Source organism: Achromobacter ruhlandii (assembly GCF_902859695.1).
GTDB classification, from domain to species: Bacteria; Pseudomonadota; Gammaproteobacteria; order Burkholderiales; family Burkholderiaceae_B; genus Achromobacter; species Achromobacter ruhlandii.
In genome coordinates this window covers 40694-57897 of the sequence record NZ_CADIJL010000027.1, presented here as the reverse complement: position 1 = coordinate 57897, position 17204 = coordinate 40694, and the positions used below count along the sequence as shown (strand labels likewise).

At 68.9% G+C, this 17204-nt stretch carries 19 protein-coding genes; 9 read left to right on the top strand and 10 right to left on the bottom strand.

Annotated features, from left to right (window positions below; translation table 11 throughout):
- From HV742_RS24750 to HV742_RS24730, 5 genes are all read left to right on the top strand, one after another.
- Positions 1–684 (top strand): DUF502 domain-containing protein, encoded by a 684-nt coding sequence (locus tag HV742_RS24750; protein ID WP_175146638.1) that lies wholly within the window; start codon positions 1–3, stop codon positions 682–684.
- Positions 685–718: 34 nt separating this feature from the next.
- Positions 719–943, top strand: coding sequence for an RNA-binding S4 domain-containing protein (locus HV742_RS24745; RefSeq protein WP_049073430.1), 225 nt, complete (start codon positions 719–721; stop codon positions 941–943).
- Complete coding sequence (locus tag HV742_RS24740) at positions 940–1515, top strand: restriction endonuclease (RefSeq protein ID WP_049073429.1); 576 nt, start codon at positions 940–942, stop codon at positions 1513–1515. The genes HV742_RS24745 and HV742_RS24740 overlap by 4 nt, the downstream gene beginning before the upstream one ends.
- Before the next feature lie 108 nt (positions 1516–1623).
- Complete coding sequence (locus tag HV742_RS24735) at positions 1624–2016, top strand: DUF2784 domain-containing protein (RefSeq protein WP_175146624.1); 393 nt, start codon at positions 1624–1626, stop codon at positions 2014–2016.
- 11 nt (positions 2017–2027) lie between these two features.
- Complete coding sequence (locus HV742_RS24730) at positions 2028–3941, top strand: tetratricopeptide repeat protein (protein WP_175146623.1); 1914 nt, start codon at positions 2028–2030, stop codon at positions 3939–3941.
- Between the two features lie 96 nt (positions 3942–4037).
- Here HV742_RS24730 and HV742_RS24725 read toward each other — a convergent pair whose 3' ends face one another.
- Complete coding sequence (locus HV742_RS24725) at positions 4038–5165, bottom strand: acyl-CoA dehydrogenase family protein (protein WP_006385295.1); 1128 nt, start codon at positions 5163–5165, stop codon at positions 4038–4040.
- A gap of 127 nt (positions 5166–5292) precedes the next feature.
- On the bottom strand, positions 5293–5739 hold the full coding sequence (locus tag HV742_RS24720) for an Rrf2 family transcriptional regulator (RefSeq protein WP_175146622.1): 447 nt from the start codon (positions 5737–5739) through the stop codon (positions 5293–5295).
- Between the two features lie 93 nt (positions 5740–5832).
- On the opposite strand from HV742_RS24720, the gene HV742_RS24715 reads away from it, so the two are divergent.
- A complete protein-coding gene (locus tag HV742_RS24715; protein ID WP_175146621.1) occupies positions 5833–6792 on the top strand; it encodes an NAD(P)/FAD-dependent oxidoreductase in 960 nt (319 codons plus the stop codon).
- A gap of 75 nt (positions 6793–6867) precedes the next feature.
- Here HV742_RS24715 and HV742_RS24710 read toward each other — a convergent pair whose 3' ends face one another.
- Together HV742_RS24710 and HV742_RS24705 are read right to left on the bottom strand one after the other, a co-directional pair.
- Positions 6868–8223, bottom strand: coding sequence for a hypothetical protein (locus HV742_RS24710; protein ID WP_254601242.1), 1356 nt, complete (start codon positions 8221–8223; stop codon positions 6868–6870).
- Positions 8220–8855: a DUF2971 domain-containing protein gene (locus HV742_RS24705; protein ID WP_211485586.1), complete on the bottom strand. Its 636-nt coding sequence runs from the start codon at positions 8853–8855 to the stop codon at positions 8220–8222. Before HV742_RS24705 ends, HV742_RS24710 begins: the two co-directional genes overlap by 4 nt.
- A gap of 90 nt (positions 8856–8945) precedes the next feature.
- Between HV742_RS24705 and HV742_RS24700 the strand changes: the two genes are divergently transcribed.
- Positions 8946–9398: a hypothetical protein gene (locus HV742_RS24700; RefSeq protein WP_175146620.1), complete on the top strand. Its 453-nt coding sequence runs from the start codon at positions 8946–8948 to the stop codon at positions 9396–9398.
- Positions 9399–9465: 67 nt separating this feature from the next.
- Here HV742_RS24700 and HV742_RS24695 read toward each other — a convergent pair whose 3' ends face one another.
- Positions 9466–10494, bottom strand: coding sequence for an alpha/beta hydrolase family protein (locus HV742_RS24695; RefSeq protein WP_437340600.1), 1029 nt, complete (start codon positions 10492–10494; stop codon positions 9466–9468).
- Positions 10495–10735: 241 nt separating this feature from the next.
- Here HV742_RS24695 and HV742_RS24690 point away from each other — a divergent pair, with 241 nt between their 5' ends.
- Positions 10736–11890 (top strand): porin, encoded by a 1155-nt coding sequence (locus HV742_RS24690; RefSeq protein ID WP_175146619.1) that lies wholly within the window; start codon positions 10736–10738, stop codon positions 11888–11890.
- Positions 11891–12054: 164 nt separating this feature from the next.
- Here HV742_RS24690 and HV742_RS24685 read toward each other — a convergent pair whose 3' ends face one another.
- A complete protein-coding gene (locus HV742_RS24685) occupies positions 12055–13299 on the bottom strand; it encodes a hypothetical protein (RefSeq protein WP_175146618.1) in 1245 nt (414 codons plus the stop codon).
- Between the two features lie 284 nt (positions 13300–13583).
- Between HV742_RS24685 and catB the strand changes: the two genes are divergently transcribed.
- Entirely contained in the window at positions 13584–14234 is a 651-nt protein-coding gene (gene catB, locus HV742_RS24680; protein ID WP_175146617.1) for a type B chloramphenicol O-acetyltransferase, read from the top strand.
- Here the strand turns inward: catB and HV742_RS24675 are convergent.
- The 4 genes from HV742_RS24675 to HV742_RS24660 all read right to left on the bottom strand — a co-directional run bounded on the left by HV742_RS24675 (position 14209) and on the right by HV742_RS24660 (position 17201).
- On the bottom strand, positions 14209–14571 hold the full coding sequence (locus tag HV742_RS24675; RefSeq protein WP_175146616.1) for a winged helix-turn-helix domain-containing protein: 363 nt from the start codon (positions 14569–14571) through the stop codon (positions 14209–14211). The genes catB and HV742_RS24675 overlap by 26 nt on opposite strands.
- A gap of 21 nt (positions 14572–14592) precedes the next feature.
- Positions 14593–14898 carry a DUF4148 domain-containing protein gene (locus HV742_RS24670; RefSeq protein WP_054417486.1) on the bottom strand — a complete coding sequence of 102 codons (306 nt, stop codon included), beginning with the start codon at positions 14896–14898 and terminating at the stop codon, positions 14593–14595.
- Between the two features lie 152 nt (positions 14899–15050).
- Positions 15051–16781: an ABC transporter substrate-binding protein gene (locus tag HV742_RS24665; RefSeq protein WP_175146615.1), complete on the bottom strand. Its 1731-nt coding sequence runs from the start codon at positions 16779–16781 to the stop codon at positions 15051–15053.
- Between the two features lie 111 nt (positions 16782–16892).
- Positions 16893–17201, bottom strand: a complete 309-nt coding sequence (locus tag HV742_RS24660) for a DUF2160 domain-containing protein (RefSeq protein WP_064528077.1) — start codon at positions 17199–17201, stop codon at positions 16893–16895.
- Positions 17202–17204 lie beyond the last annotated feature (3 nt).

Here is a 17204-nt window from a genome sequence, read left to right as displayed (position 1 = left end):
ATGACCCGTCTCTACAAGTACTTCTTCCGCGGCCTGATCACCGTGCTGCCGCTGGCGCTGACGATCTACCTGCTCTACATCTTCCTGGCCTGGACCGAGGCGGTGGCGCTGACCTTCCTGCGCCCGTTCATCGGCGGCTTCTATTTTCCCGGCCTGGGGCTGCTGCTGGGCATCCTGGGCATCCTGGCGATCGGCTACCTGGTGTCCAAGGAGCGCGTCAAGCGCGTGATGGCGCTGTTGGAAATGCCCTTCACCAACCTGCCGGTGGTCAAGAGCATCTACTCGTCGCTCAAGAGCTTCGCCGACTACTTCTCGCCCAGCTCCAAGGCCACCGCCCAGCAGGTCGTGATCCTGCGCATCCCGGGCCAGCAGCTGGAGCTGGTCGGGCTGGTGACGCGCCGCAACCTGGAAGGTCTGCCGGAGGGCTTCACGCAGGGCGACCGCGTGGCCGTGTACCTGCCGATGGGCTATATGATCGGGGGCTATACCGTGTTCGTGCCGCAGGAATGGGTGCAGCCGATCCAGATGTCGGTCGAGGAAGCCATGCGCTCGTCGCTGATTGCCTGGATGGCGCGCGCCGAAACCCCCAGCGGCCGCCCCGTGGCGCCGGCCGACGTGCCGCCCATGCCCCCCGCGCCGCCGGCCCCGCCCGCTGGCGGCAACGCCCCCGGCGGCCAGGCCTGAACCACCCGATCCCTATTCAACGCCCGTCCGTGCCATGCCCATCATCGAATTCACGCTTGCCGAAGGCAGCCCCTTTATTGAAGTCAATCAGCTGCTCAAGGCCACCGGCGTCTGCGACAGCGGCGGCGCCGGCAAGATGCTGGTGGCCGAAGGCCACGTGAGCGTGGGCGGCGTGGTCGAAACGCGCAAGACGGCCAAGATCCGTCCCGGCCAGATCGTCACCTGTGGCGACGTGCGTATCGTGGTGCGCGCGTCATGAAGTTCAAGATGTCGCAGAACTCCATCTTCGCGGTGCTGCTGCGCTCGCCGTGGTGGATGAGCGCCGGCGTGGCGCTGCTGCTGTCGGTGGGCGGGTTCGCCGCGCTGCCGCTGGAGTATGCGGCCATGGGCGTGTTCGCCGCCGTGCCATTCGCGGTGATCGCCATCATGGCGGCCTACAAGCAGTTGCGCGCGCCGTCGGGCGCCCGCGTCGAGGCCGTGGCGCAGGCCGCCGCGGCCATGTCGTGGCAGCAGTTCGCCGCCACGGTCGAGGCCGGTTTTCGCCGCGATGGCTGCGAGGTCGAACGGCTGCACGGCCCCGGCGCCGATTTCGCCTTGACCAAGGACGGCCACGTCGCCATGGTCAGCGCCAAGCGCTGGAAGGCCGCGCGGGTCGGCGTCGAGCCGCTGCGCGAACTGCAGGCGGCGCGCGAGAAGCGCGGCGCGCGCGAAGCCATCTACATCGCGTTGGGCGAAGTATCCGACAACGCCCTGCAATACGCCCGCGCCGAGGGCGTGTCGCTGATGACCGCGCCGGAACTGGCCAAGCTGCTGCGCGACCTGAAACCCTGACGACCGGCGCCGGCGCCATCCGCGCCCGGCGCCCCTTCCGCCCGTCGCCACGGACGCGTCGGCCCCGTCGCCCCGGCAAGAGCGGATGCCCACCGGAGGAATGCCCGCATGATCCCTCGCCTGCTGGCCGACGCCGTCCTGATCATTCACGGCCTGTTCGTCGCCTTCGTGGTGTTCGGCGGCCTGCTGGCGCTGTGGCGCTGGCGCCTGGCCTACCTGCACCTGCCGGCGCTGGCCTGGGGCGCGCTGGTCATCGGCATGGGCTGGATCTGCCCGCTGACGCCGCTGGAAGTCTCGCTGCGCCAGCAGGCGGGCCAGCAAGGCTATGCCGGCGGCTTCATCGAGCACTACATCCTGGCGCTGATCTACCCGGACGGCCTGACGCGCGGCGTCCAGGTCGCGCTGGCGCTGCTGCTGGTCGCCGGCAACCTCGTCATCTACACCCTCTGGGCGCGTCGCCGCCTTGCCCGCCGCGTCCGCGCGGCGGGCGCCCGAACCTAGGAACCGACCCGATGAGCTTTCTGAAGAAACTGCTCGGCAAGCAAGCCGCTCCCGCCGACGCCGCCACGCACGCCGATCAGCCCGCGCCGCAGCCCGCCGATACGGCGGCCTCGGACACACAGGCGCCGCAGGACGCCGACATGATCCGCGCCTACGACGCCTACGGCCGCGAGATTTTCGTGCCGCGCGACCAGTGGCGCGACAACGTGCTGGCCGGCGCCATCGAGCGCCACTGGGACGACGCCGACGCGCTCGCCGGCCTGATCATCCAGTCGCTCGGCGACGGCTTCATCGATGAAATGGTCAAGCCCGCCGACCGCCTGGTCGAACTGCAACCCGGCGCCGAGCGCGGCGTGGTGCTGCAGGCCATCGTCTATATGAAGACCGGCCGGCTCGACGACGCCGAACGGGTGCTGCGCGATTTCATGGCCGCGCACGGCGAGACCGGCATTGTCCTGACCAACCTGGCCAAGATCCAGGACGAGCGCGGCGACGAGGCCGGCGCCCTGGCCACGCTGTGGCATGCGCTGGAGCTGGATCCCAACCAGGACAACGGCCTGGGCTGGTACGAGGCGATCCACCGCGAACACGGCGGCGACGCCGCCGGCGTGGCCGCCATGCGCAAGGTCGCCGCCCTGCCCGGCAGCTGGCGCGCGCAGCTGTGGCTGGCGCATGGCGAACTGGGCGCGCACAACCTGTCCGGCGCGCTCGCCATGTATGAAGAATCGCTCGCCCGCGCCGGCACGCCCGCGCCCGCCGACCTGCTGGCGCAGATGAGCGGCGACCTGGGCAACGCCGGCGCGATCGAGCCGATCGTGCAACTGGCCGGGCCGCGCTTCGATGCCGCGCTGCACGGCATCCAGGTCGGCAACAACCTGATCCGCGCCTACGTCGAACTGGGCCGCCACGACGAGGCCCGCGCCATCCTCGACCAGCTCTACGCGCAGCAGCGCCCCGACTGGAAGGACAACCTGGCCTATTGGGACACCGAACTGGCGCGCGCCGCGCTGGGCGACGGCGCCACCGAACCGGCGCAGATGCGGCTGGCAATGCTGCTGGGCCGCGGCCCGGTCTGGCTGACACCCGATTCGCCCGCGGCGGCGCTGTTCACGCCGGTGACGCCCGACCGTCCGCTGGTGTCGTTCCTGGGCGGCTCGGCCGAGATCGGCGACGCGCCCGAAGGCGCCGAGCGGCAGCTGGCCGACGCCACCGGCCGCCTGAGCCGCGCGCTGCCGCTGTACTTCAACGAACAACTGGCGCTGCGCTGCGGCCTGCGCACGCAGACGCTGGTGCCGTGGCTGACCGAACCGCATCCCGGCTTCCTGCTGAGCGGCGCGGCCTGGGACGACACCGATGCCATCGGCTACGCGCAGCAATGCGAGGCGCAAAGCGATTACGTGGTGATCTCGCACCTGGTCACCGTGGCCGAGCCGTGGCGCGCCGAGGTGCGCCTGGTGCGCACCGAGGACGCCGAGTGCATCGGCGCGCTGTCGGCCGAATTCCCGATGGCCGATCCGACCGCCGCGATCCAGCGCCTGACCGAGGACCTGGTGGCGCTGGTCGGCCGCGCCACCGCGCAGGCGCCGCTGGCGGCGCCCGCCAACTACACGGTGCCGGACGGCGCCGCCTTCCCGTACTACCTGTTGCGCCTGGAACAGTTGCTGGCGGTGCGCTGCAACGGCGCCGACCCGGACCAACCGGGCCAGCTCAATGGCGAACGCGAGATCATTGACGGCAACCTGCGCCAGTGCCTGGACTTCCCGCGCAGCGTCAACGCGCGCCTGCTGCTGGCGCAGACGGTGCGCGCCATGAAGAAGGTGCGGCCGGATGTGGCGGGCGAGTTCGAGGAAAAGATCGCGCGGTTGCAACGTGAGCAGCCGCTGGCAGCGCCGGCGCAGGCCGTGGTGCAGGCCCTGTTGGACTGATACCCCGGCAGGCCCTGCCGGCGCGCAGCGTCAACCAGGCCGCCGACGCCCGCGGACCGCCCGCCCGGGCCGACACCGCCCGCGCGTCGCGCCGTTCTACAAAGCGCGCGCGATCACCAGCCGCTGGATGTCGCTGGTGCCTTCGTAGATCTGGCACACGCGCACGTCGCGGTAGATGCGCTCCACCGGGAAGTCGGCCAGGTAGCCATAGCCGCCCAGCGTCTGGATCGCGGCCGAGCAGACCTTCTCGGCCATCTCGGAGGCGAACAGCTTGGCCATCGAGGCCTCGGTCAGCGCCGGCCTGCCGGCCTCGCGCAGCGCCGCCGCGTGCAGCACCATCTGCCGCGCCGCGTGGATCTGCGTGGCCATGTCGGCGAGCCGGAACGACACCGCCTGGTGCTCCATGATGGGTTTGCCGAAGGCCTGGCGGTCACGGGCGTAGTCGCGCGCGCATTCGAACGCCGCGCGCGCCATGCCGACCGACTGCGAGGCGATGCCGATGCGGCCGCCCTCCAGGTTCGACAGCGCGATCTTGTAGCCCTCGCCCTCCTCGCCCAGCCGCCACGCGGCGGGAATGCGCATGTCCTCGAATGCGATCTGGCAGGTGTCGGACAGATGCTGGCCGAGCTTGTCCTCGACCCGCACCACCTGGTAGCCCGGGGTGTCGGTCGGCACGATGAAGGCCGAGATGCCGCGCTTGCCGGCCTGCGGATCGGTCACCGCGAACACGATCACCAGTTGGCCGGTGCGGCCCGAGGTGATGAACTGCTTGGCGCCGTTGAGCACGTAGTGGTCGCCGTCGCGCACCGCGCGGGTGCGCAGGCTGCTGGCGTCGGAGCCGGCCTGCGGCTCGGTCAGGGCGAAGCCGCCGATGGCCGCGCCCGTGGCCAGCGGCCGCAGGAACTGGTCCTTCTGCGCGTCGCTGCCGTACTTCAGGATCGGCATGCAGGCGACCGAGTTGTGCACGCTCATGATGGTCGAGCAGGCGCCATTGCCCGCCGCGATCTCTTCGAGCGCCACCGCGTACGACAGGTAGCCGCTGGCGTTGCCGTCCCATTCCTCCGGCACCAGCATGCCGAAGAAACCCAGGTCGGCCATCTCGCGGATGGCGTCGGCCGGATAGTGGTGTTCGCGGTCCCAGCGTTCGGAATTCGGCGCCAGGCGTTCCTGGGCGAAACGGCGCGCCATGTCCTGCACGCTGAGCTGTTCTTCGGTCAATAGCATGTTCGATGTCTCCTGGTCGGGCAGTGCCGGACTGGCGCGGGTGGCCGCCGTCCGTGTTCTCTGGCGCGGGCCGGCGTCCGGGATGCGGACACGGCACGATTGCGAGGATACACCGCCGCTCTACCCGCTAGCGCTCCGTGCGGTGCGGATGCAGCTTGAGTCGTTCCTGGAAGTCCCGCGCCAACTGATCCATGCGGATCGTCGCGAAGCGTTCCAGCAGCAGCCGGCGCGACTCGGCCATCGCGCCTTCCAGCCCGGCGTTGACGGCCTGCTCCACCAGGCATTTTGGTTCGCTCTGGTCCAGCCCGAGCGCGAAGATTGGCGGCTCGCCCAGCGCCTGGTAGACGTCCAGCAGCGTCAGCTCGGACAACGGGCGCGTCAGCACCCAGCCGCCGCCGTGGCCCTTTTCCGATTGCACATAGCCGCGCTCGCGCAGGCCGGACATCATGCGCCGCACCACCACGGGATTGGTGCTCAGCATCTTGCCGATGGTCTCGGAAGTCAGCGGCGCGTCCTGCTCCGCCATGTGCAGCAGCACGTGCAGCATGCGGGACAGGCGGTTATCGCTGCGCATGGAAAGACTCCTGGTTCATGGTTTGAAACATTATAAGTTGCGTGACCGGGCGGGATCGCCGTATCATGCAACTTTTAAAGTATCGAGATAGCGATGAAGCCCGAAAAACTGCCCCCCTGCTACGACGCCATCATCATCGGCGGCAGCTTCGCCGGCCTGTCGGCCGCCATGCAACTGGCCCGCGCCCGCCGCCGCATCGCGCTGGTGGATGCCGGCCTGCCGCGCAACCGCTTTGCCGCGCATTCGCACGGGTTCCTGGGCCAGGACGGCAAGACGCCGGCCGAGATCGCCGCCGTCGGGCGCGCCCAACTGGGCGCCTACCGCACGGTGGACTTCATCGCCGGCGCCGCCGCCAGCGCCGCCGGCGAATCGGGCCGCTTCCTCGTCACCATGGAAGATGGCCGCGAACTGCGCGGCGCCCGCCTGATCCTGGCCATCGGGGTGCGCGACGAACTGCCCGCGCTGCCGGGCCTGCGGGAACGCTGGGGCCAGACGGTGCTGCACTGCCCCTACTGCCATGGCTATGAAGTGGCCGACCAGCCGCTGGGCGTGCTGGCCGCCCACCCCATGTCCTCGCACCAGGCCGCGCTGCTGCCCGACTGGGGCCCGACCACCTATTTCACCCAGGGCGAGTTCGAGCCCGATGCCGAGCAGGCCGCGCTGCTGACCGCCCGTGGCGTGCGCATCGAGCGCACCCCGGTGACGCAGTTGCTCGGTTCGGCGCCACGCATCGACGCGGTGCAGTTGGCCGATGGCCGCCGCCTGCTAGTCAATGCGCTGTTCGTCGCCAGCCGCGTGCACATGGCCAGCCCGCTGGCAATGCAGCTGGGCTGCGCCTTCGACGAGGGCTTGCTGGGGCCTTACCTGCGGGTCGACGATTTCAAGCAGACCACGGTGCCGGGCGTGTACGCCGCGGGCGATGCCAGCCTGCAGATGGGCAATGCCACGCTGGCCAGCGCCTCGGGCGTGATGGCTGGGATCGGCGTACACCAGTCGCTGGTGCGCGATGACCCCGTCAAGTGCTGGCGCGCGCAGGCCAGCCGGCCGGTGTAGGCATGCGCGCGGTCCGCGTCGCGTACGCAGTGAAAGGCGCGGCGGGGATCCCCGCTGATGCCGGCGGCGCGACGTTCAGGTGCATTGCCACAGATGTGCGCTGACGCGGCAGTGGCCGCACCAGAAGCTGTAGTTGCAGCCGCCGCTGCCCCACATCCAGTCGCCGCCGTCCGCCTGCGGCAGGTCGGAATCGAGCTGCATCGCGAACGACATGCGCCGGTCGCAATCCGGACAGGCGGGGTAGTCCGCCGACTGCACCCAGCTGGGCGGGCCGCCGACACGGCTCAGGTTCTGGCGGCCGTTGGAATCGCCCCAGTCCTGCCAGGCCCAGCGCGCCGGGGCCTGGAACAGGGCCACGTCGGCCTCGCGCAGCGGTTCGGCGGGAAACTCCGGCGTCACCGGCTCGGCCTGGCGCTGCGACGGATGCGCTTGCGGCGCGCCGTCGCCGTCGTGTTGGAAGAAGAGGATCGGGCCGTCCTGTTCCCACCCCTGGCACGACAGGCAGGTGGCCAGCGTCAGCGGTGTGGCGCAATCGATACCGGCCACCTCGGGCCGCGGCAAGGTCAACAGGCGATGCAAGGGTCCATGGCACAGGCCGCAGGCGGCCGCGAGCGTGCCGCCCATGCGGCCCGCCGTCACGGTGGCCATCGGCCACTCGGCGTCCGGCGCCGGCGAACCCCAGGTGGGATGCAGGCGCTGGATCTCGCGCCGCCACGCGGGTTGCGAGGCCGTCATCTGCTTGCGTTGCGCCGCGTCGAAACGGATGTGCAGGGGCTGCTCGCCATGCAGCGCGCGCGCCTGGCCGTCGTCGTCGGCATAGCCCACTTCCATCAGCCAATAGATGGCGTCGGGATCCACGCCGCCCCCGAAGCCCTGGCGCCAGGCGCGCGACACCGTCCGCGGCTGGCGCGAGTGCAACAGGGCGCGGGCGCGCAGTTGGTCCGGGGAATCCGCTTCGATCGTCGGCGGCAGTTGCGCCAGCCACGCCCGCGCCGTCTCGGCGTCCAGCGCGCGCCACGCCCGGTCGGTATTGAAACGCGGGCCGCCCGCGCCGGCTTCCGCCATGGCCAGCAGCGCCGGCCAGTGGCCCGCGAACAGCTGCGGCCATTGCAGCGCGGCCGAATCCAACACTTCCGCCACGCCTTCCGAGGCCGGCCCGCGCATCGCCCGCTGCCACGCCTGGCGCAACGTGGCGGCATAAGTGGCGTCGTCCATCAGGTCGAGCGCGGCGTCGATGAAGGTGGCGTGCTTGAGGCCGCGATCCAGGAACCGCGTGACCAGTTCCCCCAGCGCCGCCGGGTCATCGCGGCGCAGCCGCAACACCTGGCCCATGGGGTCGTTGTTCGTCCAGCCCAGCCGCTCAAAGGCGTCGACGATCTGCGCCGGCGACAGCGCGGCCTGCGCGGCCATCTTGTCGTTGCCGTCCGTCATGCGGGCTCCTTGCGGCCGGCGCTGGCGAATTTCTTCCAATCCTCGTTCTCGACCAGCGTCGAGCGGAACACGCGCAGTTTCTCGCAGCCCTTGATCGACTTCAGCACCTTCTTGACCTGATCGCACACGGTGGCGGGCAGCCACGGGCTGAGCGTGACGCGCTTGATGGTCGCGGGTGCCACCGGAATGCGCAGCACCGGCGTATCGCGCGTCCTGCGGCAGACGAACAGGCGGAACTCTTTTTCATCGCGGAAGGCGTGGCGCTTGAGGAACGGCAGGTCGGCCTCGACGGGCGGCTGCTCGCGCAGCGACTTGATGGTGCGATACTGCACCGCCTCGGCCCGCAGGTCGGGCACGGCTTTGACCTGCTCGATCAGCTTTTCCTTGTCGAACTCGATGCAGACCCCGCCGCTGCCGTGCGAGAACACGCGCCAGTGGTGATAGGTCTCGGAGGCCTCGGCCAGGCACAGCGCGTAGATGCCCTGCAGGCGCTTGGCGCGGGCGTATTCCTCGATGTAGAACGAGTCGTTGCGGTCGTCCCACGCCTTCGGATTGAGCAGCGCCAGCTCGCCTGTCTGCAGGTAATCGATCAGGTAGGGAAGCTCGGTGTATCTGCGCAACGAGGTGGCCAAGGCGGTGCTCCGGTGTGTACCCAGCCGCCAGTCTACCCGCATCGCCGCCGGCACGACGTTACACTGGCCGCTTGCCAAAAAGGAGACCCCATGCAGCAGAACAATGGCGAAGGAAGGCAAGCTCCGCGGCGCCACGCGCCTACCAGTCAGCGGTTCTGGTACATCGTCCTGGCGGGCATGCTGATCACCCTCAGCTATGACCTCATGCCGCTGCTGCGCGGCCAGCTCTCGCCCCTGCTCAAGCTGATCGTGCCCGGACTGCTGCTGGCCGGGCTGTACCGTGGCAGCGAATGGGCGCGATGGCTGCTGATGGTATTGCTGCTGGGATTCGGCGTGCTGGTCATGTACCTGACGACCTCGCTGATGCCCTACTCGATCGACATCTGGCTGCACCGCTTTGTGTGCAGTGCCGCCATGATCGCGACGGGGCTGTACCTGGCGCTGGCCAGGAAGGACTTCCAGCGCTATTGCAGCTACGTGGCGTTTCGCGACGGCCCCAAGGCCGCGGCCAGGAAGCGGGCCGCCGCCGACGCCCGCCGCTAGCGCCCGGCACGCCGGGACGCACGGCCGTCAACCGCTCACGCCGGCAGGCCGGCGCGTCCCCGGGCGGTCAACGCAACGCGGTCTTGAAGAACGCGACCACCGCCGCGTTGAAATCACGGTGCCACGCCGCGCGGTCGAAACCCGGCGCATCGCGGCAGATCGCCGGCATGGCCTCGGCCTGCGCGGCCGAGCACGGCGCCAGGAAGGCGAAATGCCCGGCGCCAGCCACCGGGTGGAACTCGGATGCCGGCAACCCCTGGCGCACCGCCTCGACACTGGCCGGCGTGACGCCGTCGCCGCCCAGCGCCGATGCCCACAACTGCACCGGCGCCGACACCGCCTTGAGCGCATCCGCGCCGAAAGCGTTGAGCGGGTCGGCGATGACCAGCGCCTTGATGCGCGCATCCTTCACGTAGGGTTGCGCCGGCACCTTGCCGTCGCGGATGTCGCGGCACATTGGCAGTGACGGTTCGTCGCCGCAGAGCGCCAGGCCGCGCGTGAAATCGGGCGTCGCGCCGGCCAGCACCAGCCCCGTGTAGCCGCCGCGCGAAAAACCGAAGAAACCCACCGCGCCGTCCAGTTGCGCCCGCTGCGGCCAGGCGCCGGCCAGATAGTCGATCAGCCGCTTGATCTCGCGCGGCCGGGTCGAGAAGATCGACAGATAGCCCTGGCGCGAGCGGTCCACCGCGTTGTCGCCGACATGGTTGATGGCCGCCACCACGAAGCCCGCGTCCGCCAGCGCCGCGGCGGTGTCGTGATGGCCCAGGTAAGAGCCGGCCGATCCGTGCGACATGACGATGAGCGGCTTGCGCCCGTCGGTCATCGGGCAGTCCGGCGTTGCCGCGAGGGTGACGCGGCCGATGGCGACTTCCCTTGGCGGCGCGGCGCACGGATACCAGATGCCGCCCTGCAGGGCCGGGCCGTTCATGTCCATCGGCAGGTTCAGGCGCTGGAAACCGGCGGCGTGCGCGTTGGCGCCGAGCGCCAGCGACAGGCCGACGCAGGCGCGCGCCAGGCGCAGGCCGGCGGCGGCGGCGGCGGCGGCGGCGGCGGAAAAACAACGGAAAAACGCGGAGCGAATGGAAGCAAGGCGCATGCGGGCAGGCGGAATCGGAGGGAATCGGATGGCGCGCCGCAGGGGCGCGGCGGGTGACGCGCCGCGCGGGCGCGGTTAGCAGGAAATGATGACGGCAGCCAGGCCGCGGCGTGATCGGAATTGTCATTTTAATGTCCGCGAACTGTCGAAGCGGCGCGCCCAGACTGTCTTTCGCCGCGCGCCCGCTGGCCGAGCCCGCGCCGCGTGGCGCAATCGAGTCATCCCGTCTACGGAGTCATCCATGAAAAGAATATTCGTCGCCGCGGCCGCTACGGCCCTGTCCGGCGCGGCGGCCGCGCAAACGTCCGTCACGCTCTACGGTGTCATCGACACCGGCATCGGCTATGCCAATGTCGATGGCAGCTACACCGACCCGGCCACCGGCCGCCGCAGCAGCATCGACAGCAGCCGCATCGGCACCACCACCGGCACCACGGCCGGCTCGCGCTGGGGCCTGCGCGGCAAGGAAGACCTGGGCGATGGCCTGTACGCGGTCTTCCAGCTGGAGTCGGGCTTCGACAGCCGCAACGGCAACTCGCTACAGAGCGGCCGCCTGTTCGGCCGCGAAGCCACCGTCGGCCTGGGCAGCGCCGAGTGGGGCGAAGTGCGGCTGGGCCGGCAGTACAACGTCGCCACGCGCTATTTCGGCGGCATGCTCGGGCCCGCCTTCGGCGGCGGCTTCAACCAGCTGAACACCGGTGGCGGCCTCGGCTTCAGCTCGGCCTACTTCCCGCGCTACGACAACCTGGTGGTGTACGAGACGCCGTCGATGGGCGGCTTCAAGGCGGCCGTCGGCTACGCCTTCAACGTCGACGACCAGAAGACCGCGCAGACCGGCTTCGCCACCGCCGACAACACCCGCGCCATCACCGCCGGCCTGCGCTACGACAACGGCCCGCTGATGGGCTTTGCCACCTATGACCAGTTGACCGCCTCCAACAAGCTGAGCCAGGGCCAGGTCGACGCCACGCCGCGCTCGTACATCGTCGGCGGCTCGTACGACTTCGAGGTCTTCAAGGTAGCGCTGGCGTACAACCGTCTCACCGACGGCTGGTTCGCCGGCAAGAGCCTGCCCGGCGGCGCCGGCATCGGCGGCTTCACCGGCACGCCGTCCTATGCGTTCTCCAAGGGCTTCCGGTCGAATTCGTACATGCTCGCGGTGGCGGCCCCGGTCGGCAAGTCGGGCGGCGCCTTCGCCTCGTGGCAGCGCGCCGACGCCAACAGCGCGCAACTCACCGGCGGCGACTCGGCCAGCAACACCTACAGCCTGGGCTACAACTACAACCTGTCCAAGCGCACCGACCTGTATGCGGTCGCCTCGTACACGACCAACTGGGCGTTCCTGGACAACGCCAAGGCGACCGAAGTGAATCTGGGGATACGCCACCGCTTCTGATCGCGGACGCATCGATTCCCCTTGCGCAAGTTCCCGTTGATGACGCCCGCCTCCGCGAAGGGATGGGTGGTTTGTCGCCGCGCGTTTCCGGGTCCGTCCGGGGACGCGCGTTTTTTTGCGCGGCGCGGCGCGGCGCAAGACCTCGCAGGCGCGCTTGCCGCGCCCTAGACCTCCTCGATCACCGCCGTGGGCGCGAACGGCGTGCCCAGCCCCAACGCGCGATAGATGCGCTCCAGGATGCGCTGGCGCCGCGTCGGCCGGCCCATGCGCCAGCGCGTATCCAGAATCAGCAGCGGCAAGGCGACGCACAGCCACGCCGCCAGCAGAAACACGAACGTCACCACGGCCAGTTCGGGCGCCGTCTCGCGGCCCGAGGGCGAGTCAGAGGAAGACAGCACCGCCACCACCACCAGCCAGCACACCAGGAGCAGGATCGCCAGCAAAGACAGCATCGGCACGCGCTGCCTCAGGCCCACGCCCACGGGCGCGATGTCGGTGAAAGCGGCGCGGAAATAGTGGTGACAGACATAGACGCGGCCGTCTTCCCGGTTGCGCAGGCCGTACACCAGTTGCTCGGGCCCGGCGCCGGCGATGTGGCCGGCATAGGCGGCCACATCCACCTGGTCGCCCTCGGCCAGAAACGGCAGCACGTCGCCGAAATTCTCGGCGACGTACATGATGAAGCGGCGCGCGCCGACCTGGAAGCGATAGACGCCATAGCTGGGCGTCGTGCGCATTGACGGCCGGGCCTCATGCGTCAGCGATGCCAGGGCGCCACGTATCAGCAGGATCTCGGGCGCCGCGTCGGTGATCAGCGTCTCGCCCTCGCCTTGCGGGCGCGAGACGGACGCTTGCGCCGGCGGCGCGACATGGCGCACCGGGGTCCGCAGCAAGTCGCGGTACAGCGCTTCGCTGCGCAGGATCGCCGCCCGATGCCGGCGGTTGTCCCACAGGCCGTACAGCGAGAAGCCCGCCAACAGCACGGCAACCAGCGCCACCGTCAGCGCCAGCACGAGCAACAGGACCTGCGCGAACGATGACAGGTCCAGCAGGCTGGCGCCGGCGCCGGCCACCGCGGCCACGGCCAGGCTGATGCCGATGCCGCGCCATCCGCGGCGGCGCTGGTCGACGTAGTAGCGCGGCGGGATGCCCCGGCCCTGCCCCGCGTTCAACCAGGAAAAGTGGCGCAATCCCCCAGGTCCGCCTTCGAGCACGCCGACGCGCACCGGCGTGGCCTGTTGCCGCAACCCTTGCAGCGTGCGGATATCGGCCGGATCATCGAAGGTGCCGTTGACCGCCACGCCGTTCACCCGCAACCACACCTGGCCGCGGACAAGAGGCACCGCGACCCGCATCGCGTCGATGCGGCCTTCGACCGTTGCGGCCACCGTGTTCGTGCGTCTGGACATGCGCGCTGACGGGCCGCAACGCGGGCGGCCGATGTTGAAAGCGCCCAGCATACCGCAAGCCTGCGCGGGCACGGGCGAGGACGATGTTTTCAATGGCGGTTTGCACATCCATCGGCTTCGACCGCCATCGACGGCCGCGCCCTCGTGTCCGCCGCCTGCGTCGCAGTCGGCGCGCGGGCAAGGCGATGCGCGCCGGCCCGCGATTGTGCGATCATCGACGATTGCAAGCCGCTGCGCCAGCCGCCACGACACCGCGCGAGCCGGAGCCGGCCACCGAGGCCCTCATGACCAATCACTTCGAAAGCCCCTTCAAAGGCAAGCTGCTCTCCGACGACGTCACCAACAGGAACATCAAGGTCGGCCGCTACAGCTACTATTCCGGCTATTACCACGGCCACTCGTTCGACGACTGCGCGCGCTATCTCATGCCGGACCGCGACGACGTGGACCAGTTGATCATCGGCAGCTTCTGCTCCATCGGCTCGGGCGCCGCCTTCATCATGGCGGGCAACCAGGGCCACCGGTACGACTGGGCGTCGTCGTTCCCGTTCTTCTACATGAGCGAAGTGCCGGCGTTCGCGCAAGCACGCGACGCATTCCAGAAAGCCGGCGACACCGTCATCGGCAACGACGTCTGGATCGGTTCCGAAGCCATGATCATGCCCGGCATCACGATCGGCCACGGCGCCGTGATCGGCAGCCGCGCCCTCGTCACCCGGGACGTTGACCCCTACACGATCGTCGGAGGCAATCCCGCCAAGCCCATCAGGAAGCGCTTTGCCGACGACGACATCGCCCTGCTGCTGGAAATGCAGTGGTGGGACTGGACGGAGGACAGGCTGGGCGGCGCCATGCCCCTGCTGTGCTCGGGCGACATCAAGGGCCTGCACCGGTATTGGCGCGACGGCGTCACAGCGGCCCCGCGGCCAGCATGAAGCTGCCGCCACGGATCACGTGCAGCAAGCGCGGCCGGCTGCCGCCATCGACCTTCCTGCGCAGGCGGCGCATGGCGATCGCGACGGCCTGGCACTTGACGTGTCCCGCGCCCAGGGCGGGCGCCCGGGCCTTCCAGACCGACTCGGCCAATTGCCAACTGGTGAACACCGCGCCCGGCCTGCCCATGAGCATGGCGAGCAGCCCGAACTCCTTCGGCGTCAACAGCAGCGGCTCGCCATCCCGGTACGCGCGACAGCGCAGCAGGTCCAGCTCCAGGTCCGCGAATTGCAGCCTGTCGCCGGACGCGGGCATGCACGTCAACGAAACGTGGCCCATTTCGGCCTGACTCCGGCGCCGTTATCGGCGCAGTTCGTTCTGGCGCTGCACTTCGGCCTGGTAGTCCGGACCCGAGCGCAGCCGCACATACTCCGAGAACGCCGCCTTGTACTCGGGGCTGTAGATGTCCGGCGTGGCCTCGCCGCGCCAGAACCGGTCCACGCCGGCGCGCTTCCACAGCGCCAGGTCGGCCAGCACCTCGGCGCGCGAGAGCGACGCGCCGTAGGGGCTGGTCAGGGCCGTGGACGGCGCCGGCTGGGCCAGCGCCGTGCCGGAAACACCCGCCGCCAGGGCCAGGATCAGTGCGGTTTTACGAAGAATCTGCATGCTTCACTCCTATGAATCGTGGGGGGTACTGCACGGGATTCATTCTAGGAAGGCGATGCGGACAGAAAGCGGATAAGGGGATTACGTTTTTGCAATGAAAAAGCGCCACGGAAACCGTGGCGCTTCGAGATCGCGAAGATATCGCGCGGTGCCTACCGCACCTTCCCCGCCTTCCAGGCTTCCAGCAGCTTCTCGTACGCCACCGTTTCGCCCTTGGGCTTTTCATTGGCCAGCTTCTTCCACGGCGCGTGCTGATCCGACAGCCACTTGTTCGGATCGCCCTTGGCGTTCAGCTTGGGCGCGCATTGCGCCATGCCGGCCCGCTCCAGCCGCGCCATCACCTGGTCCATTTCGTTGGCCAGGTTGTCCATCGCGGCCTGCGGCGTCTTCTCGCCGGTGACGGCGGTGGCGACGTTCTTCCACCACAGTTGCGCCAGCTTGGGATAGTCGGGCACGTTGTTGCCGGTCGGCGTCCAGGCCACGCGCGCGGGGCTGCGGTAGAACTCGATCAGGCCGCCGTAGTTGGCCGCGTTCTTGCTGAAGTAGTCGCTGTGGATGTCGCTGTCGCGGATGAAGGTCAGGCCGGTGATCGACTTCTTCAGCGACACCGTCTTGGCCGTGACGAACTGGGCGTAGAGCCAGGCGGCGGCCATCTTGTCGGGGTTGGTGGACTTGAAGAAGGTCCACGAGCCCACGTCCTGGTAGCCGTTCTGCATGCCGTCCTTCCAGTACGGGCCGTACGGCGACGGCGCCATGCGCCACTTGGGCGTGCCGTCCTCGTTGACCACCGGCAGGCCCTTCTTGGTCATGTCGGCGGTGAAGGCCGTGTACCAGAAGATCTGCTGCGCGATCTGGCCCTGCGCCGGCACCGGGCCGGATTCCGAGAAGGTCATGCCCATGGCCTGCTGCGGCGCGTACTTCTTCATCCAGTCGACGTACTTGGTCAACGCATAGACCGCGGCCGGGCTGTTGGTGGCGCCGCCGCGCGCCACCGAGGCGCCCACCGGCGTGCACTTGTCGTCGGCCACGCGGATGCCCCACTCGTCCACCGGCATGCCGTTGGGCAGGCCCTTGTCGGCGGCGCCGGCCATCGACAGCCACGCGTCGGTGAAGCGCCAGCCCAGCGACGGGTCCTTCTTGCCGTAGTCCATGTGGCCATAGACCTTCTTGCCGTCGATCTCCTTGACGTCGTTGGAGAAGAAGTCGGCGATGTCCTCGTAGGCGGACCAGTTGGTCGGCACGCCCAGCTCGTAGCCGTACTTGGCCTTGAACTTGTCCTTCAGGTCCTGGCGCGCGAACCAGTCGGCGCGGAACCAGTAGACGTTGGCGAACTGCTGGTCGGGCAGCTGGTACAGCTTGCCGTCCGGCGCGGTGGTGAACTTGGTGCCGATGAAGTCCTTCAGGTCCAGGCCCGGGTTGGTCCATTCCTTGCCGGCGCCGGCCATGTAGTCGGACAGCGGCAGGATGGCGCCGTAGCGGTAGTGGGTGCCGATCAGGTCGGAGTCGGAGATCCAGCCGTCGTAGATGGACTTGCCCGACTGCATCGAGGTCTGCAGCTTCTCGACCACGTCGCCTTCCTGGATCAGGTCGTGGTTGACCTTGATGCCGGTGATCTCGGTGAAGGCCTTGGCCAGCACCTTGGACTCGTACTCGTGGGTGGTGATGGTTTCCGACACCACGTTGATTTCATTGACGCCCTTGGCCTTGAGCTTGGCGGCGGTCTCGATGAACCACTTCATCTCGGCCATCTGCTGGTCCTTGGACAGGGTCGACGGCTGGAATTCCGAATCGACCCACTTCTTCGCCTCCGGCTCGCCGGCCCAGGCCCCTGACGTACCGATCAGGGCGATGGCGGCCGCCATGGCGTGCATGCGCAATTTCATGACCTGTCTCCTCGATAAGTCCTCCCCTGGGGTGCTGCGGACTTCTGGCCGGGGAAGACACTGGCCGATCGTCCTTCCAAACCGCTGATATCGCGCGGGGTCTGCGCCCCGTCAGCCTTTCCTCATGATGAAGGCCAGCAGCAGCATGGACAGCACGAAGCTGATCCACACCGATGGCGGCTCATCCAGCGAAAACCATTCCACCGCCTTCTGCCCGAACCCCAGGAACGCCAGGTTGAGCCAGGCCGCCGCCATCAGGCCGATGAAGAGGCGGTCGCCCCGGGTCGTGCGCAGCGGCAGGAAGCCCTTGCGCTCGACCGTGGGCGATTTCAGTTCCCAGATCGTCATGCCGACCAGCATCAGCACGATGCAGGAGAAGAACACGGCGACGGGGGTGGTCCATACCATCCAGCTCAACATGTG